The organism is Oecophyllibacter saccharovorans (genome assembly GCF_006542375.1).
Taxonomy (GTDB): domain Bacteria; phylum Pseudomonadota; class Alphaproteobacteria; order Acetobacterales; family Acetobacteraceae; genus Oecophyllibacter; species Oecophyllibacter saccharovorans.
Genome location: NZ_CP038143.1, coordinates 119039 through 145732, shown reverse-complemented (window position 1 = coordinate 145732; position 26694 = coordinate 119039). Strand labels below are relative to the sequence as shown.

Genomic DNA, 26694 nt, shown 5'->3' with positions numbered 1-26694 from the left:
CCGGAGCCCGGCTTACTGCGCGATGGAAAGCGGGATCTTGATGCCGTTGATACGGACCTTGCCGTTCTCCAGCCCGACATCCCAGCTTGTTTTGTGGGGCCCGTCGCTATGACCCATGAGCCGGGCGATGAGCAGCGCGGCCATGGTCTTCGGAGACACGATCTCATTGAGCTTGTCGATGAGCGGGCCGATATCGGTGATGGTCACGTGAAGCTGACCATTGGATTGCGGCAACGAGGCTCCGGCATCAAGGGTGCCCTGCGCACTGAAGGTGCTGTGGTCAAGAACGGCCTGCACGTTCTCGAAGGTCACGTGATAGGGCGGGTTGGGGGCAGGCGTGAAGGAAAGTGTGCCTGAGGCCGATTGCGGCACCATGGGGTGATCCGTCTCATGCAGGCCATTGGCGGCGAAGCGCAGGTGGGCCTGCGGGGTGGTGCTCAGCAGGTGCAGGCTGGCAGTGCTTGCAGTCAGGTTATGACCGGGCCGTTTGAGGGTGATGCCGGACCATTCCAGAGACGGCAGGCTGGAAGTGAGGGTCTTCACTTCCGGCAGAGGCTGATTGTGGCAGGCTGCAGGGAGTCCGTGATTGTAGGAGACAAGCACCGCATAGGCAGCCGCTGCGTTCAGCCGGGTCAGGGCGGCAGGGTCGAGATGGTTGCTCTGATCGGTCAGGGAAAGCTGGTTCACCTGAACGGAATACCCTGTTCCGGGCAATGAGGCCTGGAAACCTGTGGCGCTGATGCGGTGACCGCTTCCCTGGACCCGGCCGGGTTGATAGGTGAAGCAGCTGCCCGTAAGGCCGGGAAGGGTATCGGCATGGGCCGGTGAGAGGGCTGTCAGCGCTGCAAGGGCTGCTACCAGGCTCGCAGCGCCTGCTGAACGACGGAAAAAAGACATCTGGTTCATCCTTACAGAGTGACGGAGAAGGGGGCGGGTTGCAATGGATTGTTGGCCTGTGGCGCCCAGACCTATCTGCCTACCTGTCTGCCTGCCGGGCGGGAGCGTCGGTTCCCGGTCTTGCGCCGGAGCCCGGCAGGAGAGACAAAAAGGCTGTCCAGCTGGCGGATCAGGGTGTCTCCAAGGTCCTCGGCATGTCGAATCGTGACGCTGTGCGCATAGGTGCGGGTGACATCATGGCCGATACCGATGGCGCGGAGTTCAAGAGCCGGATCCGCTTCAAGCTGCGTGACGACTTCGCGGAGATGGGCGTCAAGGAAATCAGGTCCGTTGGCCGATGAAGTGCTGTCATCAACCGGCGCGCCGTCTGAGACAACCAGCAGAATGCGACGTTTTTCGGGCCGTTGTTTCAGGCGACCCGCTGCCCAGAGCAGGGCTTCGCCATCGATGTTCTCCTTGAGCAGCCCTTCCTTGAGCATGACACCGAGGTTATGGCGTGCGCGTCGCCAGGGCTGATCAGCGCTTTTGTAGATAATGTGCCGGAGATCGTTGAGCCGTCCGGGATGGGATGGGCGATCCTCGCTCAGCCATTGTTTGCGGCTTTGGCCGCCTTTCCAGGCACGCGTAGTAAAACCGAGAATCTCCACCTTGACGTTGCACCGTTCCAGCGTGCGGCTCAGAATGCCGGCGCAAAGTGCTGCCGTGGCAATGGGGCGGCCGCGCATGGAGCCGGAATTGTCCAGAAGCAGGGTGACCACCGTGTCACGGAAGGAACTTTCACTTTCACGCTTGTAGGTGAGCCCGAGCCCCGGTGTCGTGATGAGGCGGGGCAGACGGGCAGCATCCAGCAGGCCTTCTTCCTGATCGAATGACCAGTGCCGCTGTTGCTGCGCCTGAAGCCTGTGCTGCAGACGATGGCCAAGTCGGTTGACGACGTTCTGGGTCTGCACTGAAAGCGCTTCAAGCTCTTCCTGGAGTTCCTGCAGCTCTTCCGCGTCACACAGGGCAGCGGCTTCCACCTCTTCATCATAACAGGTGGTGTAGACGTGATAACCTGCAGAACGCTCTTTGCTGCCCGTCTGCCCCTCTCCCTGAAGAGGGCTTTCTTCTGAAGCGGTTTTCGCTTCTGCAGCTTCGGTGTCTTCCTGCTCTCCGCCCCAGGCAAGCAGGGTCTCCAGTTCCTCGGAAGAAAGCGGGGTGGAAAGGGTATCGAGCGTTCCCGTGGCCCCTGGCTTATCCAAAGATCCTTCTTCTGTTGGCCCGTGTGATCCGGAATGCAGGGCTGGTTCGGAGGGGACAGGCTGAATTTCTGTTACGCTTTCCCCACGTTTCTCGGGGGCTTCAGGGGTCTGTGCAGGGGAAGAGCGTTCAGAATCCTGGTCGGCAGCGGTGGATTGCGGCGTGTCGCTCGGCTCAGAATCAGGCCGGGCTGACGGTTCTTGAGCGGCGTTGAGACCAGCTTCCAGAAACTGCCGGGACAGTGCCTGGAACTGGCGCTGATCGCCCTCTGCAGCCCGCATCCTGGCAAGGAGATTGCGGGCGGTTGGAGAAAGGTTGCTTCGCCAGTGCTTGAAGCTCTCGCCTGTCAGAGAGGCGGGAAGAGGACGCTCGTTCAGGGCCTCCCAGGTGAGCAGTTCGAGAGCCAGGCCAGAAGGCATGGCTGATTTCTCGTTCATGTTGCCGGTGCCCAACCTGCCCAGCCGTGCTTCCAGAACGCTGTAGAGATTGGCCTGTATTCCCGGGAAATCCCGGCTGCCATGAGCTTCGCAGCGATAACGCTCCATCTGTTCCAGGACCGCGTGCGTTCTGCTGCCGGGAAGAGGGGGCGGGGCACCGGGAAGAAACGCTTCCGAGGCCGCATTGAAATCATGGTGGCGCTGATAGAGCGCGCGGCTGTCACTTTCACCCCGCATGAGCTGACGGGTCTGTTTCCGGTCGCTCGGGTCTTGGATAATAGAGGCGCCAGTAACCACGGCCTTGTCTGCAGCAGTGTTCTCATCCCCACTGAGGGTGCGTGCGACTGTTGCGAGAACTGTCTTCAGGCGCTGGGTGTCATCCAGAGAGGTGGAAAGAGGAGAGGAAGACATATTCAAGCTGCCGGAAATCAGGAATCGTGAAGTGACGTCTGGGGAAAGGCGTTGAAGCAGCGTTGATAATATTCAGAGATCACTTCGCGTTCGGTCTCATCACATCGGTTGAGAAAGCTGAGGCGAAAAGCTAAAGCCGGATCCTGGAAGATCGTGATGTTGTCTGCCCACGACAAGACAGTTCGCGGTGACATGACAGTGGAAATATCGCCGTTCATGAAGCCGGTGCGGGTGAGGTCAGCCAGCGCCACCATGGGCGGGATCAGTGCCGGGTCGAACTGGCCTGCCTCGATCTGGGGCTTCATGCGGGCATGGAGGATGGATTCTTCCTGAGGGGCTGGAAGATAGTTCAGGGCTGTGACGATATTCCAGCGGTCCAGCTGGCCCTGATTGAGTTGCTGGGTACCATGGTAGAGGCCGCTTGTATCGCCCAGGCCGATAGTGTTGGCAGTGGCAAAAAGCCTGAAGGAAGGGTGGGGCTGGATAACGCGGTTCTGGTCCAGCAGGGTCAGCGCACCGTCACTTTCGAGAATGCGCTGGAGAACAAACATCACGTCAGGCCGCCCGGCGTCATACTCATCGAAAATGAGCGCTACCGGGTTCTGCAGGCACCAGGGGAGCAGGCCTTCCCGGAACTCAGTCACCTGCTGGCCGTCACGCAGGGTGATGACGTCACGCCCGATGAGGTCGATACGTGAAACATGGCTGTCGAGGTTGATGCGCACACAGGGCCAGTTCAGCCGGGCGGCGATCTGGTCGATGTGGGAGGATTTTCCCGTGCCGTGAAAACCCTGCACCATGACGCGCCGGTTGTGAGTGAAGCCTGCAAGAATGGCGCGTGTCGTGTCGGGATCAAACCGGTAATCCGGATCAAGGGCGGGGACCTGCTCAGTGCGTTTCGACCAGACAGGCACTTCCAGATCGAGATCAAGGCCGAACAGCTCCCGTGCGGAACGCAGGGCATCAGGGCGTGCGGGAAGCAGATCAGCGAGGGAGGAGGACATGGAGAGGATCCGGTCGTTAAAGTGGAAAGAGGCGCAGGCTTGCTGCCAGGCGGTGATATTCAGGTCGGGCCGTTGGTGGTGAAGTGATCGCGCAGAGTCCTGTAGGCCGCGCCGATGGCTTTGAAGCGTTCTGCTGCCTTGGCATTGCCGGCATTGGTGTCGGGATGGTGCTTGCGGGCCAGAAGGCGGTAACGTGCTTTGACCTCTTCAAAGGTGGCCGGCCAGCTCAGGTCGAGGCGCGCCAGCGCGTCCCGCAGATGCGCGGGCGCGAGCTTCGCGGCCCGGGTTTCGGCCGTGCGCCTGCCATGCTGGCGCAGGATCTCCAGCGGGTCGGTCAGATCATCCAACGAGACATGGCCACCCATGTTACCCAGTTTCCACGAAGGGCGCTGCCATGAGGTATCGGCGCGCATCTGGGCCTCGATCTGTCCTGGGGTCATCCCCTTGTAATAATCCCAGCGTGCATTGTACTGACGGACGTGGTCCAGGCAGAACCAGTAATAGCTGCGCAGCGCCGAGCGGGCACGTGGTGCCCGGTAACCAGCCGCTTCTTCGCAGCCGGGATGATCGCAGGTCTGACTGGGCGCGTCAGGATCGGGTGCAAAGGCACGTGCTCTGGATTTGGACGTCGGACGTTGCATGAGAAATGATATGGGGAATTTTCCGCCCTGCGCGCAAGGCGCTTCCTGCAGGTGCCGGCAATTGCCTGCGGCTAGGTTTGGCTGAAGCCGGATCTTGCTGAAGCAGGCTCTTACTGAAGATTGAAAAGAAGAAAGGCGTTTCCATGTCCTTACCTCCGTCAGCACCCGGTCAGGGGGCATCCTCCGCAGAACCGTTGAACAACTCTACCCGTAAAGACCGCATGCACGCCCTTCTGCAGGCAGCTCTGAACCCTGCGCGCCTGGAAATCCGTGATACGAGCGCGCGCCACAGCAAACATGTTGAAATGCGCCAGGAGCAGACCCAGGCACGTGGGCCGCACCAGAAGGGGCAGACACATTATGAAGTGACGATCATCGCCGAAAAGTTCGATGGCATGCCTCTCCTGGCACGACACCGATTCGTCCAGGAGCTGCTGGCTGAAGAATTCGCGACCGGCCTTCACGCCCTGCAACTTCATCTGCGAGGTGAGAAAACGTCATGATTTCTGTTGTGAGTTCCTGTCTTCCGGTCGCTGGCGGCATTAGCGCTCTGTTTCGCCGGTCAGGGTACCGGCTGGTTCAAGGACTGGCTTTGGGAAGCGCGTGCCTTCTTTCGGGCTGTGCTGTCAGCGGTTATTCCCATCTGCCGCCTGTGCAACAGACAGAGGCACGGCAGGTGGAAGCGTGGCTGGAGGGCGTGAAATCCATTGAAGCCGGGTTTGTGCAGACAGGCGGGCCGGCCGCGCTGCAGGGCGACGGGGTGTTTCTCTATCGCCCGGGGGCTCTGCGCATGAATTATGCCCCGCCCCATGAACGCATTCTGGTCGCACGTGACGGGAAGCTGGTGCTGAAAGACAACCAGAGCGGCGCTGTAACCCAGCTGGCTCTGTCGCGCACGCCGCTTGGCATGCTGCTGCGTACGCCCTTGCGCTTCGATGACGGCATTCAGGTGACCGATGTCCAGCGGGGGCCATCTTCCCTGCAGGTATCGCTGGCACAGGCGAGCAACCCTTCGCAGGGCCTGCTGACCCTGCAGTTTTCCGATGAGCAGGGTCGGCTTGAGCTGAGAGGCGTTCAGGGTGTGGACGGGCGCGGCCATCGCTTCGGGGTGGCGCTGTATGATGTCAGGACAGGCGTCGCGCTGCCACCGCAGACCTTTACTTTCCCCTGAAAGATTTTTCGTTCCGCTCCTTCCTGTTCTGAGCCGTCCGGTTGGAAGGGGTCAGTCCTTGGAAGGCTGAAGACCTGTCGGCTCAGGTGCCGGGGCACAGCCGAAGATTTCGGGCCAGCTGGCCTGCAGAGCGGTGTCAGCCTCTGCCATGGAAATACCGGGATGAAAACGCTCTAGGGAAGTCACGCCGTAATCCCTGAGGCCGCAGGGAACGATACCTGAAAAATCCTGCAGGTCAGGGCTGATGTTCAGGGCAATGCCGTGCCAGCTGACCCAGCGGCTCAGGCGGACGCCGAGTGCGGCGATCTTGGCCTCCTGACCCGTGCGGGGATCGTAGCACCAGACGCCGACCCGCCCCTCACGCAGAAAGGCTTTGACCTCCAGTCGGGCAAGCGTGCGGATGATCCAGTTTTCCAGTCCTTTCACGAAGCCCCGGACATCACGTGCCGGCACCACCCCGTGGGGTTTGGTGAGATCAAGCATGACATAACCCACGCGCTGTCCGGGGCCGTGATAAGTCCACTGCCCTCCGCGCCCGGCCCTGTAGGTCGGATAGCCATACGGGTTGAAGAGATCCTCAGGACGGGCGGAAGTTCCGGCCGTGTAGAGTGGGGCATGGGCAGTCAGCCACACCAGTTCGGGTGCGGCCTGGCAGCGGATGGCAGCGACCCGTTCCTCCATATGGCTCAGCGCATCGGGATAGGAAACAACCCCGTCTGAGCGCTCCCACAAGAGGGGGGAGCAGGAAGAGGGAAAGGGCTGGGGGAGGGCTGAGGAGGCAGGAGAGTGCATAAATAATTTGTTGCGTGTTCAGGGGGAGTGGTCTATAGATTTCTCACCTTCAGCTCAGCAGGAAATGGAAATTTACCTGTTCTGCCGATATGCGCAGAAGAGCGTTGAAATGCGACCGTGGCGGAATGGTAGACGCGCAAGCTTGAGGTGCTTGTGGGGGCAACCCCGTGGAAGTTCGAGTCTTCTCGGTCGCACCACTTTATCGGCAAAGCTCCACGTGTTCTGGGCTTTCTGGTTGGTGGGAAAAGCGAAACGCTTTTGATCTTCAAAAAGAATATTTCCGGAAAAACCGTTTCCCCGCCTGGGCGAAGCGGTTTTTGTTTACTTAGAGCTTCTATGATATTTTCACTGTGTATTTTACGTATTTTACCGTGCCGGTCGCTTCAACAATGTTCAGGCTAAGCACAAGTTCCCATCGGTAAACCTTGCCCACTACCAAACCTGGAATGATCAACAAGAGGTGAAATGGGGGCAGTGGGGGATTTTCCGGGATGTTTCCGCTTTAAAGCCTTGTTTTCGTCTCATTCCTTTTGAATGCTGCCGGAATGGTGGTCCTCCGGCGACACGGGGGTGAATGAAAGATGGTAAAGGAAGATTCATGATCAAGCCGTTGCGCAAAGCAGTCCTTCCGGTTGCAGGAATGGGAACACGCTTCCTGCCGGCCACGAAAGCGATGCCCAAGGAAATGCTTCCGATCGTGGACAAGCCTCTGATCCAGTATGCCATTGATGAGGCGCGGGCAGCGGGGATTGAGGAATTCTGTCTGGTTACCGCGCGTGGTAAGGACAATCTTATTGATTACTTCGACGTGGCGTATGAGCTGGAAGACACCCTGCGCCAGCGTGGCAAGACCGAGGCTCTGAAGGCGCTGGAAAGCAGCAGTGTGGCCGCGGGCTCCCTGGTGGCCGTGCGCCAGCAGAACCCTCTGGGGCTCGGTCATGCGATCTGGTGTGCGCGCAATTTCATCGGCGATGACCCGTTTGCCATTCTGCTGCCTGACGATCTGGTCCGCAGCGAGAAAAGCTGCCTGGCCCAGCTCGCCGATGTCTATCACCAGACGGGCGGCAATGTGGTGGCCGTTGATGAAGTGCCGCCGGAACAGACACATCGCTACGGCATCCTGGACGTGGATACTGACGGTGAGGGCGCTGGTGATGACCGGCTGGTGAAGGTGAAGGGGCTTGTCGAAAAACCCCTGCCGGAAGAGGCCCCCTCAAACCTGTCCATCATCGGTCGTTACGTACTGACAGCTGACATCCTGGAGCCGCTTTCCCATCTGCGTCGCGGTGTCGGCGGGGAAGTGCAGCTGACGGATGCCATGGCCAAACTGATCGGGCGCCAGCCTTTCCATGGCCTGCGCTATGAAGGCACCCGTTACGATTGCGGCAACAAGGTGGGCTTCCTGGAGGCCCAGATCGCGATGGCGCTTGATCGGCCGGACCTGCAGGAAGCGGTTCGCGAGTTCCTGCCCCGATATGCTTGAGGCTCTGGCGCGCCGCCGCGAAGCCAAGACACCCGGAAATTAAAGAGGTCTCCCCATGAGCTTCAAACATGATTTCGAGCCGACCAGCCTGCGTGAATATGATATCCGCGGTATCGTCGGTCAGACCCTCCACCCGGAAGACGCTTTTGCGATCGGGCGTACTTTCGGAAGCCTCGTCAAACGTGACGGAGGAGACCTGGTCGTCGTGGGATATGACGGGCGTCTGTCCTCTCCGGCGCTGGAGGAACAGTTGGTGCGCGGTTTGCGGGCTTCGGGCGTGCATGTCAAACGCGTGGGCCGCGGCCCGACGCCGCTGCTCTATTTCGGCTCGGTCGCCCATGAGGCGGATGGGGCCATCATGGTGACCGGTAGCCATAATCCGCCTGATCACAACGGTTTCAAGATGGTGATGAAGGGTAAGCCCTTCTTCGGCAAACAGATCAGCAATCTCGGCAAGCTGGCAGCCGCCGGTGATGTGGTCGAGGAAGGCGCGCACGGAAGCGTTGAAACGGTTGATCTGTCGGAGAATTACCTCAAGCGCATTCTGCAGGATTATGACAGCGAGCGCCCGCTCAAGGTCGTTTGGGATAATGGCAATTCAGCTGCCGGCGATGTATTGCAGCGACTCGTTGCTGAACTGCCGGGTGAGCATACTGTTCTCTATCCGGAAATTGACGGCACTTTCCCCAATCATCACCCTGATCCCACAGTTGAAGCCAACCTGCAGGACCTAATTGCCGAAGTACGCAAGCAGGGCGCTGATTTCGGGGTAGCCTTCGACGGAGATGCTGACCGGATCGGCATTGTCGACAATAAGGGTGAAATTCTCTGGGGTGACCAGATTCTGGCCATGCTGGCGCGCGATGTGCTGCGCGACAATCCGGGCGCCACCATCATTGCCGATGTCAAGGCCAGCCAGGTTCTGTTTGATGAAGTCGACCGGGCTGGCGGGGAACCGCTGATGTGGAAGACTGGCCATTCCCTGATCAAGAGCAAGATGGCTGAGACGGGCTCCCCCCTTGCAGGTGAGATGTCGGGACATATCTTTTTTGCCGATAAATGGTTTGGTTTTGATGATGCGCTTTATGCCGCCGTTCGCGCCCTGGGGGTGGTGAGCCGGCTGCCCGGAACGGTTTCCGACATGCGCGAAGCTTTGCCCAGCATGGTTTCCACCCCTGAACTGCGTTTTCCCTGTGCCGATACACGGAAATTCGAGGTCATCCGTGAAGTGGCTGAGCGCCTGAAAAAAGATGGCGCTGATGTCACTGAAATTGACGGAGTGCGTGTCAATACGCCGGATGGCTGGTGGTTGCTTCGTGCTTCCAATACGCAGGCTGTCCTCGTTGCCCGTATTGAAGCCTCTTCGCCAGCTGGTCTGGAACGGCTGAAGGGCGAACTGGTGCGGCAGCTGGAAGCCTCCGGGATGGAAGCCCCCGATTTCTCCGGTGCTGCCGGGCACTGAACCCAAGCCTGGACCGGCAGCTGTCCAGTGGTTGCCAGTCAGGAGAGCCAGCAGGTCATGCACGCCGGGAAAAGCTTCAGAGCTGTTGTTCAGGCTGTGCTGCGTTGGCGGGAAAGCCTGGCGGATCTTCTCTGGCCGCCCGTCTGCTTAGGCTGCGGGGTTGAAACGCAGGGGCCGGCAAGGGCTTTCTGTGCCGCGTGCTTTGGAAAGCTGCACCGCATCGTCGACCCCTTCTGTCAGCGTTGTGGTGAGCCTCTGGCCTTTGCGGCTTTGGGGGAAGCTCGGTCAGCTTCTGCCGAGACGTCAGACTTCAGATCAGACTTCAGAAAAGTCCCGGAAAAGGATGATGGCTTTCTCTGCAGTCTGTGCCAGCGTCAGCCACCGCTCTGGAACCGTGCGCGGGCGGCTTTCGTGTATGATCAGGCAGCGCGTCAGTTGATTCTGCCCTTTAAATATTCAACTCGGCTGGAAAACAGGTACCCACTGGCCCACGCTATGGGTCAAGCAGGCGCTGATCTGCTTGAGGAGGAACCGGTTCTCATCCCGGTTCCTCTTCATGCCCGCAAACTGCGTCAGCGCGGCTACAACCAGGCGGCTCTTCTCGCCAGAGAGCTGACACGCAGTGAAACAGGCAGGAAGGGTAGGGCGGTATTGGCTGTTGATGCTCTGCAACGCCACCGCCAAACCCGCCCGCTGGCCCGCCTTTCCCGCTCTGAGCGGCACAGGGAAATGCAAGGGGTGATCGGCGTGCGCAAGCGCTGGGTAGCTTCGCTTGCAGGGCAAAGGGTTGTGCTGGTGGATGATGTACTGACGACCGGCGCCACGGCGGAGGCTTGCGTTCAGGCCCTTCATGCGATTGGATGCAGGGAAGTGGACATTCTGGTAGCGGCCCGCGCTGTAGGCGTGGAAGACTCCGCCGGGCACTACCCATTTTTTCAGGAAGGCTGAAGCTCATGGCGAAAATGGCAAAAGTTGAGATTTTCACTCAGCCGGGGTGTCCCTATTGCATTCGTGCCGTGGGGCTTCTGAAACAGAAAGACATCCCCTTTACGGAAGTTGATGCGCCGCGTGGCACGAAAGCACGGGAAGAGGCTATTGAACGCTCGGGCGGTAAGCGCACAGTGCCGCAGATCTTTATCAATGGCACTTCTATCGGCGGCTGCGATGAGTTGCTGGCTCTCGAGCGCAACGGCAAGCTGGATGAGCTGCTGAAAGGTGCTTGAACGCGCGCGTCAGGAGCGACCCCGATCCTGGACAGGCAGACGCCGCCACAGCTGGCGGCGAAAAAGCCTGTCCGTGGTGGGAGGGCTAATCGGAGCTTTGGTCATTTTTGGCCATCCTGCCCAGGCGACCCCGTCAGCTGCCATGCGCGCTATTTCAGGCAACTGGCTGACACAGGACAAGGACGGAATTTTCTATCTCGGTCCCTGTGAGCTGGGTGGAAAACGGCTCTGCGGCTGGATTGCAGGGCTGGATTACCAGGAACCCAAGCCGCCCGTTGATTACTGGAAGCGCTCTGAATGTGGCTTGGCCCTTCTGCTGCACCTCAAGGAAGAGCCGGGGCCCAGATGGGTCGGCGACATTCTCGACCCCCGTTCTGGGCGTATTTATGACGCTGTGGTCAGGCTTATGCCTGATGGCAGGCTGAAGCTGCGTGGCTATCTTGGTATTCCGCTGTTCGGGCGGACAGAGATCTGGACGCGCTATCATGGGCCTCAGCCCGGGGCTAACTGCCGCATGAAACCCCTTGAAGCCGACAGTTCCCACAATGGTGCGACCGGGGTGCCGCGCGTTGCAGGAGCCCCTAGCGCAGGGAAATGAAATCTGGCGTGCTTCCTGTATGCAGGAGAGAAGAGAATCGCGTTTGAAAATGATTTCGCCTCAGCCGGCGTTCGCACGGCTTCAGCTTTCATGCTATGAGCGCCAATAAACGGATCACGGACGGCCATATCGGGAAGACTAGTCCTTCTGAAAGCTGGCCTTCCCGGATGCCAGAGCTCAGGATGCCAGCCCGGCAGAGGGGTGGGTCCAGCATACGAGGAGAACAGGATCTGCCATGTCACACTCTCTTTCGCGTCGGCATTTCACGCTTGCCCTGACCGCTCTGGGGGCCAGTGCCCTGACTCCTTTGGCACGTGCTGCTTCGGGGGATTCCTCAGGCATAGAAACCACGGATGTCACCAAACCCCGGATCCTCTGCTACGTCGGTGGCTATACGAAAGATGCCCCTCCCGGCGTTGAAGGCAACGGCGATGGGATCGTCGTGTTCGATATGGACCGCACAACCGGCGTGCTGACCCAGATCTTCACTTTCATGGATATTGCCAGCCCGTCCTTCATCACTTTCAGCCCTGATCATCGTTATCTCTACGCCATCAGCGAAATCGACAATTACAATAAAGAAGGCGATGGCTGTGTGACGGCTTTTGCCGTCAATCAGCACACCGGCACCCTGACCAAAATCAATACGGTCAGCTCAGGTGGCGCTATTCCGGCGCATGTCAGTGTGCATCCCAGCGGGAAGTTCGTGTTTGTCGCCAATTACATGGGCGGCAGCGTGGCGGTTTTTCCTGTCAAGCCGAATGGGGGGCTGGCGGAGGCGTCGGATATCGTTCATCTGACCGGACCGCGCCAGCCGGAACGGGCCGCTGATAACCCGCAGGGTAATTTCGCCGTTTCCGATCATTCCGGCTCTCACCCGCATATGATTGCCAGCAACCCGAACGGGCGTTTCGTGTTGGCTGACGATGCCGGGCTGGACCGGATCTATGTCTGGCGCATGGACATGAAAAACGGAACCCTGATTCCTGACACGGTCCCTTATTACAATCTGACGCCAGGCTGCGCGCCGCGCCATTTCGTTTTCAATCAGGCCGGAACGATCCTCTATAACCTGTGCGAGCAGGACTCGAAGGTCCTGGTTTCCGATTTCAATCCCACGACGGGGGCCATCACCCTTATTCAGAGCGTCAGTACGGTTCCGCCTTATTTCCGCGGTTCAACGCTGGCGGCTGAAATCCTGATCGATGATACGGGAAAATATGTCTATGTTTCCAACCGTCTGGGCGATTCACTGGCGATCTTTGCCGTCGGCCAGGACGGCACACTGACCCTGCAGGATGAAGTCTGGATGCATGCTGATTACGGACGCGCGATGATGTTCGATCCGACCGGCACTTTCCTGTTCTGTGCCAACCAGCGTTCTGATGCCGTGACCTCGTTCCGCGTCAACAAGGTGACTGGTGACGTGAAATTCACCAGGCAGTATACGCCGGTCGGCAGTCCGACGACTTTCGCCTTCCTCGTCACAACGCCAGCTCTTACGACCCCGGCACTGGGCGGCTCCAACCTTTAATCCGGCCTTTAATCCGGATCTGAGCTCCTTCTTTCCTGGAGCTGGCACGCCCTGCCAGCCTTCAGGAAAGAAGCGCTGCAGCGCAGTGAAAAGTCAGTCACGCACGAACATGGCGATGTAATTGATGCTCGTATCGCGGCTTTCTACCCAGTGGGGTGGATGGAAGCTGAAACCGGACAGCGTCTTCAGGCGCAATCCGCTACGCCGTGCCATGCGGTCGAGTTCCTGGGGGCGGATGAATTTTTTCCAGTCATGTGTTCCAGGTTCCAGAAAACGCATCACATATTCAGCGCCGAGCTTTGCGACCAGAAAAGAGCGCAGGGTCCGGTTAAGGGTCGAAACGGCCACATAGCCCCCAGGCCTGGTCAGCGTAGCCAGAAGCTGCAGAAACGCCTGCGGGTCGCGGACATGCTCGATGATCTCCAGCGCGCTGACGACATCGAAGGTTTCCCCTGCTTTTACCAGGTCTTCCGCATTGCCGTTATGATAGGAGAGTTGCGCGCTGCCGGGCTGAAGGGGATGGGTGGCAAGATGGTGACGGGCGGCCGCGATACCGTCCGCGCTGGCATCTACCCCCAGAGTTTCGAAACCGATCCTGGCATAACGTTCGCTTGCCAGCCCGGCCCCGCAACCGATGTCGAGCAAGGTGGGGGTGCGGCCGGCGGGCAGGGGCGCAGCATGCTGCTTCACCCAGTCCGTCCGTAGGGGATTCATGGCGTGCAGGGGCGCCATGGGCCCCTTGGGATTCCACCATTCCCCGGCAAGCGCATTGAAATGAGCGATTTCCTCATCCACCACTGAGGACGTGGCCTGGTCGGGCGGTGCGTCCATGGAACCGGTAGCTGTCAGGGGAGAGAGTGGCGTGGCGCTTGAAGAGGACATATCGGATAGAAACCTGTGCTTTCTGACTGGCATCTGGAGGCCATTGAAACGCCGGGACGCCTGAAGGCGTTTTCAAAAGGGCGGATTTACCCCCGCTTCGGCGCTGATCCGCTGGACGGATGCCGGAGAGGTGGGTATTGAATCTCTTTCACCGCAAAAACACCCATCCTGCAGATACCGGAGCCCAGCTTTACATGTCCATGCTTGATTGCCCTGCCTCAGGGAAGGGGTGCAGTTCAGGCGATGTTCCTTCCCAGACCGGCGGGGCGGCAAGGGAAGAAAAGACCATCGTCATGAAATTCGGTGGGACATCAGTGGGGGATCTGGACCGTATCCGTCATGTGGCCCAACGCGTCAAGAAGGAGCGGGAGCGCGGTCACCGCGTGGCTGTGGTCGTTTCGGCCATGGCTGGGGTGACCAATACCATGGTGGGCTACTGCCAGGATCTTGACCCCCAGGCGCCTGCAACTGAATACGATGCGGTGGTTGCCTCAGGAGAGCAGGTGACAAGCGGGCTTCTGGCCATAGCGCTCAATGCGTTGGGCATTCCGGCACGCTCTTTTCAGGGCTGGCAGGTGCCTCTTCGGACTGATGGGGCCCATGGGTGCGCCTGTATCGAGAGTGTCGAGGGCGACGCAGTTCTCAGAACGCTGGACCAGGGTCTGGTGCCTGTCATGGCCGGCTTTCAGGGCATCGGGCCGGACGGGCGGATTTCCACCCTGGGCCGAGGGGGATCCGACACCTCTGCGGTGGCGCTGGCTGCCGCTATCCAGGCAGATCAGTGCGACATCTACACAGATGTGGATGGAGTCTATACGACCGATCCCCGAATCGTGCGACAGGCCAGGAAACTCGCTACCATCACTTATGAGGAAATGCTGGAGCTGGCTTCCGGCGGGGCCAAGGTATTGCAGACCCGCAGCGTGGGGCTTGCCATGCGTGAGAAGGTGCGCGTGCGCGTACTTTCCTCGTTTGAGGAAGAGGCGGGAGATGAAGGCAGCGGCACGACGGGCACGATCGTTGTTGACGAGGATGAGAATGTGGAAAAGAAGCTGGTAGCCGGGATCGCTTATTCACGTGACGAGGCGAAAATCACCCTGCGTCGTCTGCCTGATGAGCCCGGCATCGCCTATGCCATCTTCAGTGCCTTGGCCGAGCAGGGCCTGAATGTCGACATGATCGTTCAGAGTATCGGCCTGGACGGTACGACGAACTTGACCTTCACGGTGGCCAAGGCCGATGCGGCTGCCGCGTGCGCCATGCTTGAGGAGCTTCATCCGCATCTTCGCTATGACGGGATCGAAGCTTCCCATAATGTTGCCAAAATCAGCGTGGTAGGAGTGGGAATGCGCGCCAATACGGGAGTGGCAGCAACCATGTTCCGTACCCTGGCTGACAAGGGAATCAATATTCAGGTGATCTCCACCAGCGAGATCAAGATTTCAGTCCTGATTGATGCTGCTTACACGGAGCTGGCGATGCGCGCCCTCCATACCGCCTACGGACTGGACGGCGACCAAGAAGTGGGAGTGCAGGGATGAGCGGCATAACCGAAGAGCCGATTGCGAAGATCGACAGAACTACCCCTTCCTGGAAGCAGGCGCAGGCGGAACTCGTGCGTCTTACGAAGCCGGGATGCGATTTTCTGGGCAGTCGGTATGCCCTTCTGGGCGGCGCGATGTCATGGGTCAGTGAACGGAATCTTGTTTCGGCGATTTCCAATGCAGGTGGTTTCGGGGTGATCGCCTGCGGGGCCATGAGTCCGGAACGCCTGGAAGAGGAAATCGTCGCTACCCAGGCGCTGACCAGCCAACCTTTCGGGGTTAATCTCATCACGATGCACCCTGAGCTCGACAGGCTGGTCGATATCTGCCTGGCCCATCAGGTGACGCATGTTGTCCTGGCGGGTGGTGTGCCGAGCGGCGCTACCATCAAGCGCGTGCGTGACGGCGGTGCGCGCGCAATCGGCTTTGCCCCGGCTTTGCCGCTGGCGAAACGTCTGGTCAGGCTCGGTATGGAAGCGCTGGTGATCGAAGGCTCCGAAGCGGGCGGACATGTGGGGCCGGTGTCGCTCAATGTGCTGGCTCAGGAGATTCTGCCAGCCATGACCGACGTGCCTGTTTTTGTGGCAGGCGGCCTGGGCCGCGGCGATGCCATTCTTTCCTACCTGGAACGCGGGGCGGCAGGTGCGCAGCTGGGCACGTTGTTTGCTGCTTCACAGGAAAGCATCGCCCATGAGAACTTCAAGAACGCTTTCCGGCGGGCCAATGCCCGTGATGCGACGGTATCGGTGCAGCTTGATGAACGTTTTCCGGTCATCCCCGTTCGTGGCATCACCAATGCGGCGACCCGTCATTTCATGAAGCATCAGGCGGAGACCCTGCGGCGGTTTCAGGCGGGTGAACTGGAGCGTGAGGAAGCCCAGCTGGCCATCGAGCACTTCTGGGCCGGTGCTCTGCGACGCGCGGTGATCGAGGGGGATGTGGAAAACGGCTCGCTCATGGCCGGCCAGTCCGTAGGTATGGTCAGGGAAATACGTCCGGTCAGCGATATTATTGAAACGCTGGTTGACCAGGCCGTAAGTGCGTTGGAGAAACGCGAAAGCCGTCTGCATCCGCAGCAGGCCCAGACGGTTTAACGAATCGACCTGGCCGGAAACAGCGCGCATTCAACCAGCTGTCAGCCAGCCATTCGGGAAGACAAGATAAAGAGAGGAGAGAAGGCCGTGGCAGAGCAGCAGGACGAGACGCAGTTTTCCGGCAATGCACGCGTCCAGTCCGAGGGGCAGCCTCAGATCGGCACTCTCTTGCGCAAGCGGCGTGAAGAGCTGGACTGGGACATTGACGAAATCGCGGCTCATCTGAAAATCAGGCCGGTCTATCTTCAGGCTCTCGAAGAGGACGCTTACGAAAAGCTGCCTGAACGCGCTTATGCTGTCGGATACCTCAAGGCCTATGCCACTCTGCTGGGGCTGGATGCCGGGGGTCTGGCGGTCTCTTTCTCCCGTGATGCGCTGGCCAAGCGCGCCGCACTCCAGACGCCGCAACTTTCCTTTCCCGAGGTGGCCAATGAACGGCGCTTTCCGCTGAGCGTGCTCCTGCTTTTAGGGGCAGGTGTCATCGGCGGGGCTTACGGGGTCTGGTATCATTATGCCGGTCACGAAATGAGCGTGTCCGCGCCTCTGCAGCAGGCAGCCCCTGGCGGCGCTTCAGGCCTGCCAACTACTTCAGCCGATCTGCCCCAGCAAACCGCGTCTTCAGGCGCGGCGCCATTGCCCCTTTCGCCAGCTCCTGTCACTTCCAATCCTGTCTCGCAACCTGGTTCTCCGGGCACTGTTTCACCTAGTTCGCCAGTCGCCCCAGCTGGCAGCAGTAATGCCGCGAGTCCTGAAAGCGCTGCGTCTACTGCAACTGCTATGGTCGCACCGACCGGCAGTGAAACAGTCGGTCAGTCGGTGCCTGATCTTTCGGCGGAGGATGCGACAGGGGCGCATGATGCGCCTTCCATGCCGGATCAGTTGGCAGGTTCTTCAGGCACTCAGACAGCTGCAGCCAGTGCGCAGCTGCAGACAGGCGCGCAGGGGCTCATGGTGCATGCCTTGAAAGACAGCTGGCTGCAGGTGAAGGATCATTCCGGTAAAGTGGTGTTCTCCCAGACCCTCAAAGGGGGCGACAACTGGATCGGGGATCCTGAAAATGCCCCTTACATGGTTACCGCAGGCAATGCTGGGGGAATTGTTTTCCGGTCCGGCCCGGTAACCAGCGCACCCCTGGGGGCTTCGGGACGGGTCAGGCGCAATGTTTCTGTCACTCCGCAGGCGGTACAGGCGGGGCAATTCGGGCATTCAGAGCTGACATCTGAAAAACCGACGCTGGATCAGAAAGGCGAAGCGCAGTAAAAGCGCTTCCAGACGGTTGCGGGGTATCAGCTTAGGCAGCCTGAGACTGGCACCTGCCGGGCTTTGAAGAAAGGCGGGCGAGGGATCGCGTCTGCTTTCCCGCCGTCTGGGACTGGAGAAGGTGTGCCGTGCGACAGGGATGGCAGATGGCACGTTCTCCGTCCATACAGTCATGTCGTCATGTCAGACAGCCATGGGCTCTGCCAGCTGCCTTCAGGACAGAGCCCGGAGAGGAATTTCATGAGCAGTTATCGTCCCTATCAGCATATTGAACGTCGGAAGTCGCGCCAGATTCACGTCGGCAAAGTCCCGGTGGGGGGAGATGCGCCGATTTCGGTGCAGACCATGACCAATACGCTGACCACCGATGTTGAAGGTACGGTGGCCCAGATCCGCAAGGCAGAGCAGGCCGGGGTTGATATCGTGCGCGTTTCCTGCCCGGATGAAGCCAGCACACAGGCGCTGAAGGCCATTGTTGAGCAGGTCGAGACGCCGATCGTGGCCGATATTCATTTTCACTATAAGCGTGCGATTGAGGCGGCGCGGGCGGGTGCGGCCTGCCTGCGCATCAATCCCGGCAATATCGGCAGTGCTGAACGCGTGCGCGAAGTGGTGAATGCTGCGCGCGAGCATGGCTGCGCCATCCGGATCGGCGTGAATGCCGGCTCTCTGGAACGGCACCTGCTGGAAAAATACGGTGAGCCTACGCCCGAGGCCCTGGTGGAAAGCGCGCTCGAGCACGCCAAGATTCTCCAGGACCATGATTTTCACGAGTTCAAGATCAGCGTGAAAGCCTCTGATGTTTTCATGGCTGTCGCCGCTTATCAGCAACTCGCCGACTGCTCCGACCACCCGTTGCATATCGGCATTACCGAGGCAGGGTCCAAACGGGCCGGCACCGTGAAATCCTCCATCGGTCTGGGTAACCTGCTCTGGAGCGGGGTGGGCGATACGATGCGCGTCTCTCTCTCGGCCCCTCCCGAAGAGGAAGTGCTGGTCGGGTGGGATATCCTGAAATCGCTTGGTCTGCGGCACCGGGGAGTGAAGATCGTTTCCTGTCCTTCCTGCGCGCGTCAGGGCTTCAACGTGGTGGAAACAGTCCAGACGCTTGAGGACCGGCTGCAACACATCAAGACGCCGCTTACCCTTTCCATTATCGGCTGCGTGGTCAACGGACCTGGCGAAGCGCTGATGACCGATATCGGCATTACCGGGGGCGGGCAGGGACGGCACATGGTTTACCGGGCCGGCAAGCAGGATCATCCCATGGCTGCTGAAGGCATGATCGACCAGATCGTGGAGCTGGTCGAACAGCGCGTTTCCGAACTGGAAGCGGAAAAGGCCGCCCAGACGGCCGCGGCTGAAGCGGCTCCTTCCTGATGGCAGGCCGGTTTCAGGTCCCGCGCGGCACCCATGACCTGCTGGGCGGGGAAATGCTGCGTGTCCAGAAGGTCCTTCAGACAGGGCGGGAAATTTTCCGTCGTTACGGTTACCGGGAATGGCAGACGCCCATCTTTGAGGAAGCGGCTGTCTTCAACCGCTCTCTGGGCGAGACTTCAGATGTCGTATCCAAGGAAATGTATCTTTTTGAAGACCGGGGTGGCGAAAAACTGACCTTGCGGCCTGAAGGCACGGCCCCGGTCTGCCGGGCCCTGGTAACGAACGGTCTTGCACAGAGCCTGCCCCAGAAGGTCTTCTATCAGGGGCCGATGTTCCGTTACGAGCGCCCGCAGAAAGGCCGTTACCGTCAGTTCCACCAGATCGGCGCGGAGCTCTTCGGCGCTGAAAGCCCTCTGCGTGATGCGGAAACCATTGCCATGGGGCGGGATTTTCTCCAGGCCCTGGGGTTGGGAGAAGCCGTCCGGTTGGAGCTGAACACGCTTGGGGATATGGAAAGCCGTGCCGCCTGGAGGGAGGCGCTGATCACGTATTTCAGCGGCCATGAAGACAGTCTTTCAGAAGACAGCCGCAGGCGGTTGGCTAAAAACCCGCTGCGCATTCTCGACAGCAAGGATGCCGGTGACCGGGCCCTCCTTGCCGATGCGCCTGCTTTTGACAGCTATCTCAACGACGGCTCCCGTCGTTTCTGGGATGAGCTGCGTGAAAGCCTGGCGGCCTTCGGAGTGGAATTTCATGAAAACCCGCGCATCGTGCGGGGCATGGATTATTACAGCCACACCGCCTTTGAGTTCACAACCGATCAATTGGGGGCGCAAGGTACCGTTCTGGCAGGGGGTCGTTATGAAGGGCTGGTCGAGGAAATGGGTGGTCCGCCTGTTGCAGCCATCGGCTGGGCGGCCGGTATTGAGCGCCTGGCTTCCCTGATCGGGCCGCAGGAGGAAGAAAGCGGCGGCATTGCTGTTCTGCCCTTGGGAGAGGAAAACCAGTTGAAAGCTGCTGCCCTGGCCTGTGAGCTGCGCGCAGCAGGCTGGCAGGTCGCTCTGGAAACGCGTGGCAGCATGAAAAAGCGTATGGATCGCGTCGTGAAATCAGGCGCCACACATGCCCTGTTTCTGGGAGATGATGACGTAGCCCGCGGCGTGGTGCAGCTGCGCTCCTTGAGCGATCGCCAACAAAGGGAAGTGAATCGTGCAGATCTTCTGACCACCCTGGCTGAGCAGACTGGTCTTTCTTCCTCCCCTGCATGATGGGCCCGTCATGACAGAAATCGCGCAGAAACTGGAGCTTATCCTGGCGCGTTTTGACGAGCTGGAAGCCCGGATGGCGTCCGGGCAGGAAAGTGGCGAAGCTCTCTCGCGTCTTGCACGCGACTATGCGGCCATGGAGGCACCGGTGCAGGCCATCCGGGCCTGGAAACGAGCCCGGATGCGGCGCGAGGAAGCGCTGCAGCTGCTTGAAGAGCCGGAATTCCGGGAGCTGGCCCAGCAGGAACTGGTCGGGTTGGAACAGGGGCTTCCGGCGTTGGAACAAGCCATGCGTCTTGCTCTGCTGCCCCGAGACGAAGCGGATGAACGCAGTGCCATCCTGGAAATCCGTCCCGCTGCCGGTGGTGATGAGGCCGGGTTGTTTGCCGCTGAGCTTTTCGAGGCTTATCGGCGTTACGCCGAAAGACAGGGATGGCGTTTCGAGGTCATCAGCCTGGTGGAAAACGAACTGGCCGGTCTGAAAGAAGGCATGGCTACCATCACGGGCAAGGACGTTTTTGCCCGGTTGAAACACGAATCCGGGGTGCACCGGGTGCAACGCGTACCGGCTACGGAAAACCAGGGGCGCATCCATACGTCAACGGTGACAGTGGCTGTTCTGCCGGAGGCGGAAGAAGTGGACGTCGAGCTTGATGAACAGGAACTGCGCATTGACGTGTACCGGGCCTCAGGGGCAGGGGGACAACATGTCAACAAGACGGAAAGCGCTGTACGCATCACCCATCTGCCGACCGGCCTGGTGGTGGCCATGCAGGATGAAAAAAGCCAGCATCGCAACAAGGCCAAGGCTCTGCAGATCCTGCGGGCCCGTCTTTACGAACGCGAGCGCCGGCGTGCCCATGAGACGCGGGCAGCCGATCGTAAGGCCCAGGTGGGGACGGGAGACCGTTCAGAGCGGATTCGAACTTATAATTTTCCCCAGGGCCGCGTGACGGACCATCGCCTCAACCTGACCCTCTACCGGGTCGCCCAGGTGATGGGAGGGGAGTTTGATGAAATCATCACAGCCCTGACGCAGCATGAGCAGGCTGAGCGGCTTGCAGCTGAAGGCCTGGGATAGCGAAGAGGTCAGGCGTTAGGGGACACGCACAGGCTGGATTGACCCGGCTTGTGGTCAGCAGCACTGGGGTCGTCATAGCTGACGAGGAAGAAGTCCCTGAAATCGTTGTCCCCCACCGCTTCGTAGTGCTGGCCGTCCGGATGGTGCAGCATGCCTTCGCTGCTGACCGTATGGGTAACCGGTCGGCCATTGCGAAGCAGAGTGATCTCGCCGCACAGGGCATAAGGCACTTCAGTGCGGCCGACCGGGACGGGCAGCGTGGTCTCGTCAAGTGTATGGTTGAGGGTAAGGCGGAAAGTCGCTGCAAGACGACCATTCAGGTAAAGGCGGGAGACCTCGGAAATCTCGTCAGGCGCACGTTCATCCACGACCGTGAAGCTGCCGCCGGTCAGACCGTCCATCATATCGGGGGAAACGGGTGTTGCGTGCAGGGAAGGGGCAAGCAGGGAAGTTGCCAGTAGGCACAACAGCCCGGCCAAGCTTTCCGGGCCTCTGAGAGCGCGGCTCGGACAGGAGAAGGGCAGGTGACGGCGCAAGCGTATGAAGGAAGCAAGAACGGGATGGACTCTCATGAAATCCTTCTAGCAGATTTTCCAGATGTCGGGGATATGTCCTGTCAGACTGTCGCAGAATGGCTGCAGGCGGGAACGCAGCAGCTGAGCGGCGCAGGCGTGGAAGAGCCGCGTGCGGAAGCACGATATCTGCTGCAATGGGCCACCGGGCTGGACCGCCTGGCGCTGCTGCAGCGCAACGGGCTCAGCCACGATGAGCGGCAGCGATACTGGGCAGGCATGCGTCGCCGCGTCCTGCGGGAGCCCATGGCCTATATCACAGGCCGACAGGGCTTCTGGACGCTTGATCTGGAGGTTTCTCCAGCAACGTTGATCCCGCGTCCCGACAGTGAATGCCTGATCGAAACCCTGCTGTCGGTGCGCCCGGAGCCCTCAGCGGTCAGGAGCATCCTTGATCTTGGGACCGGAACAGGCTGTCTGCTGCTGGCGGCGCTGACTGCGTATCGGGACGCCTGGGGCATCGGGGTGGATCTGGCACCGGAAGCCGCGTTGCTGGCCCAGCGCAATGCTCACTGCAATACCGGGGGTGGAAAGCAGGGCGAAGGAGAACGTTCCCGGCTGTCAGAGCGCGCTTTCTTTATGGCCGGGAACTGGGGGGACGCGCTGCAGGGCAGATTTGACGTGGTTTTGAGCAATCCCCCCTATATCGAAAGCGCAACAGTGCCACAGCTTATGCCGGAAGTGGCCACTTTCGAGCCGGGCCGTGCCCTTGATGGGGGACCAGACGGGCTGGACGCATACCGGTTGATCTGTGAGCGTCTGCCTGATCTCCTGGCGCCAGGAGGCTGTGCCATTCTCGAACTGGGCCAGGGACAGGAGGCAGCCGTAACGGCGCTTGCCAGCCAGGCCGGTCTGCGCCCGGCAGGATGTGGCAGGGATCTGGGAGGTATTGCGCGCGCCCTAGTACTGGAAAATCCGGATTCCGCAATATAGGGCAGGGGCGCAGGAAAGCTTTTTTCCTGCTCTTGGCTTGAGCAGGGAGAAAAGCTAGACTGCCGCCAATCAGCAAGGGGACGCAAAGTCCGGTCGGGCAGGTTTATTCCCGACATGGTTCCCCATAGGAGCAGGCCGGCGTACCGGGTAGGGCCCGAATGGAAATCTGCTTCGCGTATGAAACAAAGGCGTTCCGGAAGAGGTGCCAGGTCCAGCCTGGAACGGAATGCTGGAACGTTCGCTTGATGAACGTTCCCATGGACAAGAGATTTACAGGTTGGAAAAAATGAAGCGTATGAGAAGCCGGCATAGCCGTGCAGGCAATGGCGCTGGGTCGTCACGTTCCGGAAATGGACAGGTTCCCCTCAACCGGAATCATGTTTTTGAAAGCAACGGCCCTGATCTCCGCGTGCGGGGAACGGCGCAGCAGCTGTTTGAGAAATATCTTCAGCTGGGCCGCGATGCGACAGGAACGGGTGACCGCATCCAGGCTGAGGCCTATTTTCAGCACGCTGAACATTATTTCCGAATTCTCAACGCCATGAACCAGGCAGCTCAGGCAGCCCAGCAGGAGAGGGCTGAACGCCAGCGCGTGATAGAGCAGAATCGCCGTGAACGCCGTGAAGCCGCTCAAGTGCAGCAACAGCAGGGGCAGGAAAATCAGTCCGGCTCGGCTTCAGGTCGTGAACGCGCTCCCAGCGAGGAACGGGGGACTGACAGGAAAGAGACGGCTGAAACCGACTGACCTGTGTGCGTTGGTGCGAGCGTATAAGGGCTGGCCCTGGCCTGCTTTAGGCCAAGTGACAGCCAGGCCTTCACCTGTCTGTCCTGCAAGCCAGCCTGGGCGTGGACTGGCTTTGAAAGAGCGCGCTGGCTGGCCCTCTAAACAGAAAACCTTCCAGCCCTTAATGGGATGGAAGGTCACAAATAATTTATATTTCAGGTGAAGATGGTAGCGGCGGACGGATTTGAACCGCCGACCAAGGGATTATGATTCCCCTGCTCTACCACTGAGCTACGCCGCCATCTTTCCCGTCAGAACGAAGCGCTGCGGGTAGGGGCAGTGATAGCGGAAAATGCCTGATGCCGTCAATGAAAATCTGCTTTCACAAACCGGAAATACCGCAGCTTCCGATACGCTTTCTTATTGCCTGCCGGCGCTGACAGAGCGCGTTTCAGGGGGGGTGTCCGGGGCAGTCTGGTCATCGTTCTGATCCTGCAGAGCGCGTCCGAGCCTGGAATGGTGGCGACCGTAACAGATATAGGTCAGCACGCCCAGAACCAGGTAGATCCCCAGCAACGCGATGGGGACCGGATTGCCGCCCAGCAGGGCATGAACCATGTTGAGCAGGAGTGGTAGTGTCATCAGAAAGGCAAAGAGCATGCCCAGTATCGGCGTGACGCCGAGCCATACGCCACGAAACCAGATACCCCCCAGCGGCACCTGAAAAGGGCGCGGGGTCTCTGGATGATGGGTGCGTTGCCAGATCACCGTAAAGCAGACGATGGCAAAGGCGGCAGTGGTGCCGGCAGAAACCAGATCGGCCAGAATATCAATGGGCAGTGTGGCGGTCATGATGGCAACCACCAACCCCAGGACGAGCGTGCCGGCCGCAGGCGTGCGGTAGACTTTGTGCACATGGGCGAAAAGGCGGGGAATCAGCCCATCGCGCCCGATTGTCAGCAGGACGCGTGACTGTGCATACATAAGACCCAGCAGCACAGCGCACAGCCCGATTGTGGCACCGGAATTGACCATGATCGAAAGCCAGGGATGGCCCATGATCTGTGTGGCCACAGCCAGGGGATCAGCAACATCCAGCTGCCGGTAGGGGACGATGCCCAGAAGCACCGCGGCAAGGGCCAGGTAGAGGGCAGTGCACACCAGCAGGCTGCCTATGATCCCGATCGGCACGTCGCGTGTGGGGTTGCGCGCTTCAGAAGCGGCTGTGGAGACGGCTTCGAACCCTGAATAGGTGAAAAACATCAGGGCAGCCGCACGGAAGATGCCGGTAAGCCCGTAATGGAAGTTCGGTTCGGCCGGCGGAATGAAGGGATGCCAGTTGGCAGGATTGATGGCGCTGATGCCCATGGCCAGAAACAGCAGCAGCACCCCTACCTTGAGAGCAACTATCAGGGTGTTGAAGCGGGCTGATTCCTCAACCCCCCGTACCAGGAGCCAGGTGACGACCATGACGCTGAGGAAGCCGATAAAATCGAACCTCCAGCCAATGGTCATGGCCGTCCCGTCGGAGCCGGGCACGGGTTGAAGGGTGGCCTGGGTTAGGCAATTCGGCAGGTGAAGGCCGAAAGTGGCCAGCAGGGAGTTGGCATAGCCGGACAGGCCTGCAGCGACTGCCGTGCAGGAGATGCCGTAATCAAGCAGCAATACCCACCCGACGGTCCAGGCCATTTTCTCGCCCATGGAGATATAGGCATAGGAATAAGCCGAGCCGGAGACAGGATAGGTTGAAGCGAGCTCTCCGTAGCAGAGAGCGGTGAACAGACATCCGACAGCAGCGATGATGAAAGACAGCATGATGGAAGGGCCGGCATATTCAGCTGCCGCTGTGCCCGTCATGACATAGATGCCTGCCCCGATGATGGTGCCGATCCCCAGCAGCAGCAGCTGGCTGGCCGTCAGGCTTTTCTTGAGACCATGGCTTTCATTTTCTGCAGCCACCTGCGCCAGTGTCTTGCGGCGTGCGTTCCGGCCCCCGGAGGGCCGGAGCGAGGGAGGTGGGGCATCACTCATGGGGTTGCTGCATCTCTCTGAAGCGGGAACCAGGGACGTCCGGGTCATCGGGCGTGTTCGGGGTGGTGTCTTACCTGCCCGGCTTCAGCCCTTCTGTAAACCGTGCCGCCCTTCCTCCGCTCCTGCGAGAGGAGCTGAAGCGGAAAAGAAGGGACGTGACGCAGGAAAAGGTTTCAGCGGGAAATCACGAAAGCGGCCAGGCAGCCAGCGCTGATGCAGTAAATTCCGAAAGGCGCCAGCGCCTGGGTGTCGCCCTCGGCATCAGTATGGTGGAAGAATTTCAGGAGAAATTTCGAGCAGAGCCACGCCGTGAACCCAGCGATCAGGGCGCCAAGAAGGGATTGATAGAGGATCTCATAAGAAAGAGACAGATTGCGGATCTGCCAGCTTTCCTTGACAGAGGCGGCGAGAATGATCGGCTGCGCCATCAGCAGAGAGAAACGTGCTGCATTGAGGTGGTCGAGGCCGCGTGTCAGGCCTCCGTTCATGGTGGCGCCTGAGCGCGAGAGCCCTGGCAGAAGTGCCAGGCACTGCCAGCAGCCGATGATGAAGGCGTCTTTGGGCATCAGCGTATCAAGATTCTGATTGGCACGCAGGCGCGCGCGGCGCAGAAGCCACTCAGTGCCCAGGAGCAGAAAGCCGTTGAGGACCAGGAATCCTGCCACCAGCAGGGGAGTGGCGAAGACCTGGCGCAACCGGTGCTCGAAAAGCCCCCCGACGATGACAGCCGGCAGGGTGGCGATGGCAAGCAGAATGCACATGCGCAGGGCGTCATCGCGCCCCTGGGGGCCGAGCCTGCCGATCAGGCCGAGAAAAATCGTCTTCCAGTCCTTCCAGAACACGCTGGCCAGCGCCAGGAGTGTTCCCACGTGCAACATAGTCAGGAAAGGCAGGAAGAGAGGGGAGTGTTCATCAATGTGCCAGTGCAGGACGGCAGGCAGCAGGACGGCATGGCCCAGGCTGCTGACCGGGAAAGGCTCCGTTATGCCCTGAACGATGGCCAGAATGACGGCCTGATAAGTGGACATGGGACTTC

General features: G+C 59.9%; 25 protein-coding genes, 2 tRNA genes and 1 pseudogene. 18 read left to right on the top strand and 10 right to left on the bottom strand.

Translation table 11 applies throughout. The annotated features are described in order from the left end of the window. Positions 1–12: 12 nt before the first annotated feature. The 4 genes from E3E11_RS00630 to E3E11_RS00615 form a co-directional block, all read right to left on the bottom strand. Entirely contained in the window at positions 13–897 is an 885-nt protein-coding gene (locus E3E11_RS00630; protein ID WP_168189173.1) for a DUF2125 domain-containing protein, read from the bottom strand. A gap of 71 nt (positions 898–968) precedes the next feature. Continuing rightward, on the bottom strand, positions 969–2984 hold the full coding sequence (locus E3E11_RS00625) for a cobaltochelatase CobT-related protein (protein ID WP_141450711.1): 2016 nt from the start codon (positions 2982–2984) through the stop codon (positions 969–971). Between the two features lie 17 nt (positions 2985–3001). Continuing rightward, positions 3002–3988, bottom strand: coding sequence for an AAA family ATPase (locus E3E11_RS00620; RefSeq protein WP_141450710.1), 987 nt, complete (start codon positions 3986–3988; stop codon positions 3002–3004). Between the two features lie 59 nt (positions 3989–4047). Next, positions 4048–4629, bottom strand: coding sequence for a J domain-containing protein (locus tag E3E11_RS00615; RefSeq protein ID WP_141450709.1), 582 nt, complete (start codon positions 4627–4629; stop codon positions 4048–4050). A gap of 221 nt (positions 4630–4850) precedes the next feature. Here E3E11_RS00615 and E3E11_RS00610 point away from each other — a divergent pair, with 221 nt between their 5' ends. After that, positions 4851–5132: a BolA family protein gene (locus E3E11_RS00610; protein WP_231118934.1), complete on the top strand. Its 282-nt coding sequence runs from the start codon at positions 4851–4853 to the stop codon at positions 5130–5132. A gap of 194 nt (positions 5133–5326) precedes the next feature. Beyond that, positions 5327–5800, top strand: coding sequence for a LolA family protein (locus tag E3E11_RS00605; protein ID WP_231118933.1), 474 nt, complete (start codon positions 5327–5329; stop codon positions 5798–5800). 51 nt (positions 5801–5851) lie between these two features. Here E3E11_RS00605 and lipB read toward each other — a convergent pair whose 3' ends face one another. Beyond that, positions 5852–6592 carry a lipoyl(octanoyl) transferase LipB gene (gene lipB / locus E3E11_RS00600; protein WP_141450706.1) on the bottom strand — a complete coding sequence of 247 codons (741 nt, stop codon included), beginning with the start codon at positions 6590–6592 and terminating at the stop codon, positions 5852–5854. A gap of 111 nt (positions 6593–6703) precedes the next feature. On the opposite strand from lipB, the gene E3E11_RS00595 reads away from it, so the two are divergent. The 8 genes and pseudogenes from E3E11_RS00595 to E3E11_RS00565 all read left to right on the top strand — a co-directional run bounded on the left by E3E11_RS00595 (position 6704) and on the right by E3E11_RS00565 (position 12892). Then, a tRNA-Leu gene (locus E3E11_RS00595) sits at positions 6704–6789 on the top strand. Positions 6790–7190: 401 nt separating this feature from the next. Continuing rightward, a complete protein-coding gene (galU, locus tag E3E11_RS00590) occupies positions 7191–8075 on the top strand; it encodes a UTP--glucose-1-phosphate uridylyltransferase GalU (protein WP_141450705.1) in 885 nt (294 codons plus the stop codon). Between the two features lie 55 nt (positions 8076–8130). After that, positions 8131–9537 (top strand): phosphoglucomutase/phosphomannomutase PgmG, encoded by a 1407-nt coding sequence (gene pgmG, locus E3E11_RS00585; RefSeq protein WP_141450704.1) that lies wholly within the window; start codon positions 8131–8133, stop codon positions 9535–9537. 57 nt (positions 9538–9594) lie between these two features. After that, a pseudogene (locus tag E3E11_RS08525) lies at positions 9595–9738 on the top strand (hypothetical protein); the annotation flags it as partial. A 294-nt stretch (positions 9739–10032) separates the two neighbouring features. Then, the gene (locus E3E11_RS08520; RefSeq protein ID WP_231119065.1) at positions 10033–10485 is read left to right on the top strand and encodes a ComF family protein; all 453 of its coding nucleotides are present in this window, start codon (positions 10033–10035) and stop codon (positions 10483–10485) included. A 14-nt stretch (positions 10486–10499) separates the two neighbouring features. Next, positions 10500–10760, top strand: coding sequence for a glutaredoxin 3 (gene grxC / locus E3E11_RS00575; protein ID WP_141452016.1), 261 nt, complete (start codon positions 10500–10502; stop codon positions 10758–10760). Between the two features lie 142 nt (positions 10761–10902). Further along, entirely contained in the window at positions 10903–11358 is a 456-nt protein-coding gene (locus E3E11_RS00570) for a DUF2147 domain-containing protein (RefSeq protein WP_141450702.1), read from the top strand. A gap of 235 nt (positions 11359–11593) precedes the next feature. Then, positions 11594–12892, top strand: a complete 1299-nt coding sequence (locus tag E3E11_RS00565; RefSeq protein WP_141450701.1) for a lactonase family protein — start codon at positions 11594–11596, stop codon at positions 12890–12892. 93 nt (positions 12893–12985) lie between these two features. Here the strand turns inward: E3E11_RS00565 and ubiG are convergent, their stop codons facing one another. Then, a complete protein-coding gene (gene ubiG, locus E3E11_RS00560; RefSeq protein WP_141452015.1) occupies positions 12986–13723 on the bottom strand; it encodes a bifunctional 2-polyprenyl-6-hydroxyphenol methylase/3-demethylubiquinol 3-O-methyltransferase UbiG in 738 nt (245 codons plus the stop codon). 245 nt (positions 13724–13968) lie between these two features. Between ubiG and E3E11_RS00555 the strand changes: the two genes are divergently transcribed. The 6 genes from E3E11_RS00555 (at position 13969) to prfA (ending at position 21398) form a co-directional block, all read left to right on the top strand. Next, positions 13969–15315 (top strand): aspartate kinase, encoded by a 1347-nt coding sequence (locus E3E11_RS00555; protein WP_141450700.1) that lies wholly within the window; start codon positions 13969–13971, stop codon positions 15313–15315. Further along, on the top strand, positions 15312–16412 hold the full coding sequence (locus E3E11_RS00550; RefSeq protein ID WP_141450699.1) for an NAD(P)H-dependent flavin oxidoreductase: 1101 nt from the start codon (positions 15312–15314) through the stop codon (positions 16410–16412). Before E3E11_RS00555 ends, E3E11_RS00550 begins: the two co-directional genes overlap by 4 nt. A gap of 87 nt (positions 16413–16499) precedes the next feature. Further along, positions 16500–17672, top strand: coding sequence for a helix-turn-helix domain-containing protein (locus tag E3E11_RS00545; protein WP_141450698.1), 1173 nt, complete (start codon positions 16500–16502; stop codon positions 17670–17672). A gap of 240 nt (positions 17673–17912) precedes the next feature. Continuing rightward, positions 17913–19052 carry a flavodoxin-dependent (E)-4-hydroxy-3-methylbut-2-enyl-diphosphate synthase gene (gene ispG, locus E3E11_RS00540; RefSeq protein WP_141450697.1) on the top strand — a complete coding sequence of 380 codons (1140 nt, stop codon included), beginning with the start codon at positions 17913–17915 and terminating at the stop codon, positions 19050–19052. Further along, positions 19052–20320 carry a histidine--tRNA ligase gene (gene hisS / locus E3E11_RS00535; protein ID WP_141450696.1) on the top strand — a complete coding sequence of 423 codons (1269 nt, stop codon included), beginning with the start codon at positions 19052–19054 and terminating at the stop codon, positions 20318–20320. Before ispG ends, hisS begins: the two co-directional genes overlap by 1 nt. A gap of 10 nt (positions 20321–20330) precedes the next feature. Continuing rightward, on the top strand, positions 20331–21398 hold the full coding sequence (prfA, locus tag E3E11_RS00530) for a peptide chain release factor 1 (protein ID WP_141450695.1): 1068 nt from the start codon (positions 20331–20333) through the stop codon (positions 21396–21398). 8 nt (positions 21399–21406) lie between these two features. Here prfA and E3E11_RS00525 read toward each other — a convergent pair whose 3' ends face one another. Beyond that, a complete protein-coding gene (locus E3E11_RS00525) occupies positions 21407–21970 on the bottom strand; it encodes a hypothetical protein (RefSeq protein WP_231118932.1) in 564 nt (187 codons plus the stop codon). A 36-nt stretch (positions 21971–22006) separates the two neighbouring features. Here E3E11_RS00525 and prmC point away from each other — a divergent pair, with 36 nt between their 5' ends. Next, positions 22007–22903: a peptide chain release factor N(5)-glutamine methyltransferase gene (prmC, locus tag E3E11_RS00520; RefSeq protein ID WP_141452013.1), complete on the top strand. Its 897-nt coding sequence runs from the start codon at positions 22007–22009 to the stop codon at positions 22901–22903. 286 nt (positions 22904–23189) lie between these two features. Continuing rightward, positions 23190–23648, top strand: coding sequence for a DUF4167 domain-containing protein (locus tag E3E11_RS00515; protein WP_141450694.1), 459 nt, complete (start codon positions 23190–23192; stop codon positions 23646–23648). Between the two features lie 205 nt (positions 23649–23853). Here E3E11_RS00515 and E3E11_RS00510 read toward each other — a convergent pair. The 3 genes from E3E11_RS00510 to E3E11_RS00500 form a co-directional block, all read right to left on the bottom strand. Further along, positions 23854–23928: transfer RNA gene (locus E3E11_RS00510), tRNA-Met, on the bottom strand. 119 nt (positions 23929–24047) lie between these two features. Then, a complete protein-coding gene (locus tag E3E11_RS00505) occupies positions 24048–25658 on the bottom strand; it encodes an APC family permease (RefSeq protein ID WP_141450693.1) in 1611 nt (536 codons plus the stop codon). 173 nt (positions 25659–25831) lie between these two features. Next, positions 25832–26686: an undecaprenyl-diphosphate phosphatase gene (locus E3E11_RS00500; protein WP_141450692.1), complete on the bottom strand. Its 855-nt coding sequence runs from the start codon at positions 26684–26686 to the stop codon at positions 25832–25834. Positions 26687–26694 lie beyond the last annotated feature (8 nt).

Coding starts and splice junctions, on each gene's coding strand:
- E3E11_RS00630 (WP_168189173.1), bottom strand. CDS start 897: ATGTCTTTTTTCCGTCGTTCAGCAGGCGCTGCGAGCCTGGTAGCAGCC.
- E3E11_RS00625 (WP_141450711.1), bottom strand. CDS start 2,984: ATGTCTTCCTCTCCTCTTTCCACCTCTCTGGATGACACCCAGCGCCTG.
- E3E11_RS00620 (WP_141450710.1), bottom strand. CDS start 3,988: ATGTCCTCCTCCCTCGCTGATCTGCTTCCCGCACGCCCTGATGCCCTG.
- E3E11_RS00615 (WP_141450709.1), bottom strand. CDS start 4,629: ATGCAACGTCCGACGTCCAAATCCAGAGCACGTGCCTTTGCACCCGAT.
- E3E11_RS00610 (WP_231118934.1), top strand. CDS start 4,851: ATGCACGCCCTTCTGCAGGCAGCTCTGAACCCTGCGCGCCTGGAAATC.
- lipB (WP_141450706.1), bottom strand. CDS start 6,592: ATGCACTCTCCTGCCTCCTCAGCCCTCCCCCAGCCCTTTCCCTCTTCC.
- galU (WP_141450705.1), top strand. CDS start 7,191: ATGATCAAGCCGTTGCGCAAAGCAGTCCTTCCGGTTGCAGGAATGGGA.
- pgmG (WP_141450704.1), top strand. CDS start 8,131: ATGAGCTTCAAACATGATTTCGAGCCGACCAGCCTGCGTGAATATGAT.
- E3E11_RS08520 (WP_231119065.1), top strand. CDS start 10,033: ATGGGTCAAGCAGGCGCTGATCTGCTTGAGGAGGAACCGGTTCTCATC.
- grxC (WP_141452016.1), top strand. CDS start 10,500: ATGGCAAAAGTTGAGATTTTCACTCAGCCGGGGTGTCCCTATTGCATT.
- E3E11_RS00570 (WP_141450702.1), top strand. CDS start 10,903: ATGCGCGCTATTTCAGGCAACTGGCTGACACAGGACAAGGACGGAATT.
- E3E11_RS00565 (WP_141450701.1), top strand. CDS start 11,594: ATGTCACACTCTCTTTCGCGTCGGCATTTCACGCTTGCCCTGACCGCT.
- ubiG (WP_141452015.1), bottom strand. CDS start 13,723: ATGGACGCACCGCCCGACCAGGCCACGTCCTCAGTGGTGGATGAGGAA.
- E3E11_RS00555 (WP_141450700.1), top strand. CDS start 13,969: ATGTCCATGCTTGATTGCCCTGCCTCAGGGAAGGGGTGCAGTTCAGGC.
- E3E11_RS00550 (WP_141450699.1), top strand. CDS start 15,312: ATGAGCGGCATAACCGAAGAGCCGATTGCGAAGATCGACAGAACTACC.
- ispG (WP_141450697.1), top strand. CDS start 17,913: ATGAGCAGTTATCGTCCCTATCAGCATATTGAACGTCGGAAGTCGCGC.
- hisS (WP_141450696.1), top strand. CDS start 19,052: ATGGCAGGCCGGTTTCAGGTCCCGCGCGGCACCCATGACCTGCTGGGC.
- prfA (WP_141450695.1), top strand. CDS start 20,331: ATGACAGAAATCGCGCAGAAACTGGAGCTTATCCTGGCGCGTTTTGAC.
- E3E11_RS00525 (WP_231118932.1), bottom strand. CDS start 21,970: ATGAGAGTCCATCCCGTTCTTGCTTCCTTCATACGCTTGCGCCGTCAC.
- prmC (WP_141452013.1), top strand. CDS start 22,007: ATGTCCTGTCAGACTGTCGCAGAATGGCTGCAGGCGGGAACGCAGCAG.
- E3E11_RS00515 (WP_141450694.1), top strand. CDS start 23,190: ATGAAGCGTATGAGAAGCCGGCATAGCCGTGCAGGCAATGGCGCTGGG.
- E3E11_RS00505 (WP_141450693.1), bottom strand. CDS start 25,658: ATGAGTGATGCCCCACCTCCCTCGCTCCGGCCCTCCGGGGGCCGGAAC.
- E3E11_RS00500 (WP_141450692.1), bottom strand. CDS start 26,686: ATGTCCACTTATCAGGCCGTCATTCTGGCCATCGTTCAGGGCATAACG.